3 protein-coding genes are annotated in these 3,541 nt (G+C 75.3%); all 3 read right to left on the reverse strand.

Annotation, left to right across the window (positions count from 1 at the left end):
* On the reverse strand, window positions 1-292 hold a 292-nt coding region (locus tag KS423_RS48675; RefSeq protein WP_374120148.1), incomplete at its 3' end, for a hypothetical protein.
* A gap of 569 nt (window positions 293-861) precedes the next feature.
* Window positions 862-2,241, reverse strand: a complete 1,380-nt coding sequence (locus tag KS423_RS41330; RefSeq protein ID WP_224284869.1) for a hypothetical protein — start codon at window positions 2,239-2,241, stop codon at window positions 862-864.
* 266 nt (window positions 2,242-2,507) lie between these two features.
* Window positions 2,508-3,541: SUKH-4 family immunity protein (locus KS423_RS41335; RefSeq protein WP_224284870.1), on the reverse strand; the 1,034-nt coding region annotated here is incomplete at its 5' end.

The following is a 3,541-nucleotide window of genomic DNA, read 5'->3' on the forward strand; positions in this document are numbered from 1 at the left end:
CGCGGGCCAGTGCGGCGATCGCGAACGGCCGGGCGGCGGGCGGCCCGACCAGGTCCAGGTGGCGGCGTCCACCGGCCGCGGCTCCGAGGGCGGTGGCCGCCTCGATCGCCTCGGCGAGCGCCGCGTCCCGCGCGACGACATCGAGCAGTCCGGTCAGGCTCATCTGGGGTCTCTTCTTCGTCCCGTGGCTGGTGCTGCCCCGGGGCGGCGAAGGCCCGCCGGGGCAACGCGAACGGCCCGGCGCGCCGAGCGGCCGGGGGTCTCCAGAGTACGCCGCGGCACGGACACGCACGCGGTCCACGGCGTCGGCAGGGCTGGAACGGTGGCCGGACCGGGGCCGGATCCCCGGGCACCCGCTCGACCGCCCCGCCCCGTTCTGTCAGGAGCACATCCGGGAACGAACGACTGGACGCGACACCGGACCGGCTGGTGGACGAACCAGCCGTGAGCCGCACCGGACCGGGCACGGCTATCCGCCACGAACTGGACATACTCCTGTCACTGGCCGTCCATGGAGATCGCGCACCATGGTGAACGTGCCCGCCGCACCCAACCGTGGGGGATGGCTGTGGGGGCACTGTCGCACCCCCGATGGGGGTCGGAGGTGCGAGGCCGGGCGGCCCTGGGTGGGGGCGCCCGCCCAAGCGCCGGGAACCGTGGCGCCCTTTCCTGGAGGGCGCCACGGGTCTCGGCCTCTTTCGCTCCCGGGGGCTTACCCCGCCGGCCGCCCTCCTGTCCCGGACAGCCGCCGCCCGTTCCCCCGGCCCCACTCCCGCCGGCCCGACCGCGCCCGGCACGGCGAAGGCCCCCGGAAACCCGGCGGTTTCCAGGGGCCTTCGCGACGCGAGGGCGGGCGGCCGGTCAGCGGCGGCGGTAGCTCACCGTGTGGGGGGTCGCGTAGTCGCTGCCGTCGTCCACGATGACGATCTTCGGGACGATCCGGGTCTCCTCCTCCGACCGCCCCTCGGCGCCCTTCTTGGCAGCGGCCTTCTCGTCGACCGCCTTCCCGTCGACCGCCTTCCCGTCGAGCATCTCCTCGGCGGGCGGCGAGGCCGGCTTCGGCGGCACCGGGCCTGCCGCCACAAGGCCGCCGATGGCCTTGGCGGCGCTGCCGCCTACCACCGGCGTCCGCAGCACGGTCGCCGACTTCTCCTGGACGGGGTCCTCGTCCCCGGCGCGAGCCGCGGGGGCCAGGGCCTTGCGCAGGTTCGCCACCGGAATCTCCCCGGTGTCCGCCTCCGAGTCCACCGGCGCGGCGTCGGCGACGGCGTCCTCGACCGCGTCCTGCGGAGCGGGGACCGCGGCAACCTCGGCGGAGGCCTGGGAGGCCGCGAGCGCGGCGGCCGCCACCTCGGGCTCGATCTGACCGACCGCCGCCCCGGTGAGCGAGGCCAGCGTGCCCTTGATGTGGTCCAGGTGCTTCTGCACCGTCTCCAGCCGGGTGTCGAACTCGCGCTGCTCGCCCTCGCTCGCCGCGTTGATCTTCTCGGCCTCCCGGCGGGCCTGCTCGACCAGCTGGTCGGCCTTGGCCTGGGCGTCCGCCTCCAACTGCTTGATCCGGTTCAGCACGGTCTCCCGCTGCTGCTCCGCCTCCTTGACCCGGCGCTCGGCGGTCGCCGAGACCTCGGTGTCCTCGGCGTCGGCCTTGGCCCGGGCGGCGGCGAAGGTCTCGTCGGCCTTGCGGCGCCGGGCGGCCAGCTCGGCCTCGGCCTGCTCGCCGGCCTCGGCGGCGGCCACCCGCACCTTGGCGGCGTGGGCGGTGGCGGTGTCCCGGACGGAACGGCTCTCCCGGTCGGCGTCGGCCCGGATGCCCTCGGCCTCGGCGCGGGTCCGCTCCTCGGTGCGGCGGACGGCCGCGTCGGCGTCGGCGCGGGTCGTGGTGGCGTACTCCGTGGCGGCGCGGCCGGCGGCCTGCCCGGCCTCGTAGACCTCGTCCCGCAGGTCCTCGGCGAAGCGCTCGGCCTTCTCGCGGACGGCGCGCGCCTCGTTCTCGGCCATCGCGGCCAGTCCTGCGGCCTGCTCGCTGAGCACCTGGTAGTCGGGCTCCGGGGCCTCCTCGGCGGTCCGGCGGATGTCGGCCAGCCGGGCCTCCATCTGCCGGATGCCGGCGCCCAGGACGCTCAGCCGCTCCCACGCCTCGTCACGCTGCGCGGTGAGGGCGGCAAGGGCTCGGTCGACCTGCTCGGGCGCGTAGCCACGGCGGGCCTGGGTGAAGCCGTACTGGGGGACGGCGTCGCTCATGGGCTCTTCCCCTCGTTTCGCGGGCTGCGGAGCCCATGATCGGACGGAACGGACGGATCCGGAACCGGTTCGGAGCCCCGGGCCGGATTCCGCCGTCGTGCGGACCGGAATGTGTCGAGGACTGGTCGAACGGACCCACCCTCTTGACCTATTTTGCGCAGATCCGGGCGAAACCCCAACGAGGCACAGCTGCGGCGGCATGCCGAAGGGGTCGCTCCGGACACCGGAACGACCCCTCCCCACCTGCGAGGATCGGCGACGGCCCGCTACAGCAGGCCGTCCCAGAACTGCTCCAGCAGCACGGCCCACCAGGTGTCCGCGTTCTGCAGGGCCGCCGGGTCGATCGCGGCGAGCTGGGCCTGGAAGTCGGTCGTCCAGCGACCGGCCTGGTCCGGCGTCAGCCCGTACCGCAGCCGCCACATCCGGCCCAGCAGGGCCAGCGAGCGGACGAACTCCGGTACACCGCTGTTGACGAACCGGGGCGGCTGGCCGGTTCCCTCGATGTCCACGGCCACCACGTGCGCGGTGCCGTACTGGACGCACAGCTGGCGGCCGTAGTCGTTGCCCAGCACCAGGTAGCCGCCGAAGTCCGGGCCCGTGGCGAGGCCGCGCTCGGCGGCCAGCTCGGCGAGCGTCGGGATCGGACGGCCCTCCTGCGCCTGCGCCCAGAAGAACGGCCCGAAGTCGCGCGGCAGCCCGGCCCACATCAGGGTCTGGGACACCGGCTCGGGCACGCCCTGGCGGGAGACGGCGCGCTGCTCGTAGCGGAACAGGTTCTGCCCGAAGGCGGCGCCGGTCTCCTGGGCGAGCTGCTGCGGCGGGAGCGGCGGCAGCGCCTGGACCGTTCCCGGCGCGGGCAGCGGCACCCGGAACGGGCGGACACGCTGGGCGCCGGAGGCCAGCTGGTGCAGCTCGTCCAGGTGGTCGAGCAGCTCGGCCATCCCGGCCTGCCGGGACGCGTGGTCGCGGCCGTAGGGGGCGGTGTGGGTGAGCCGGACGTTCGGCCAGGACGCGGCGATCATGCGGTTGCAGTAGCCGCCCGGCAGGTCGCACGACTCCAGCTCGGTGTAGAGCTCCAGCACCTGCTCCGGCGGCACGTTGAGCCGGCGCAGGTCCTGGAGGATCTTCCACTCCGGGTGCGGGGTGCCGGGCTCGCTGCGGTGCAGCAGCTTCTGCTCCGAGCCGTCCGGGCCCCGGTAGCTGAGCGCGGCGAAGTACCCCGGACCGACCGCGGGCACGCCTGGGGGCACCGGCGCGGGCTGCGGCGAGCCGGGCACCGCCGCCGGCGGGACGACCCCGG

The organism is Streptomyces sp. LS1784, assembly GCF_020103755.1.
Classification (GTDB): domain Bacteria; phylum Actinomycetota; class Actinomycetes; order Streptomycetales; family Streptomycetaceae; genus Kitasatospora.

Excerpts from the sequence above, each read along its gene's own strand:
- KS423_RS41330 (WP_224284869.1), bottom strand. The coding sequence starts at position 2,241 with ATGAGCGACGCCGTCCCCCAGTACGGCTTCACCCAGGCCCGCCGTGGC.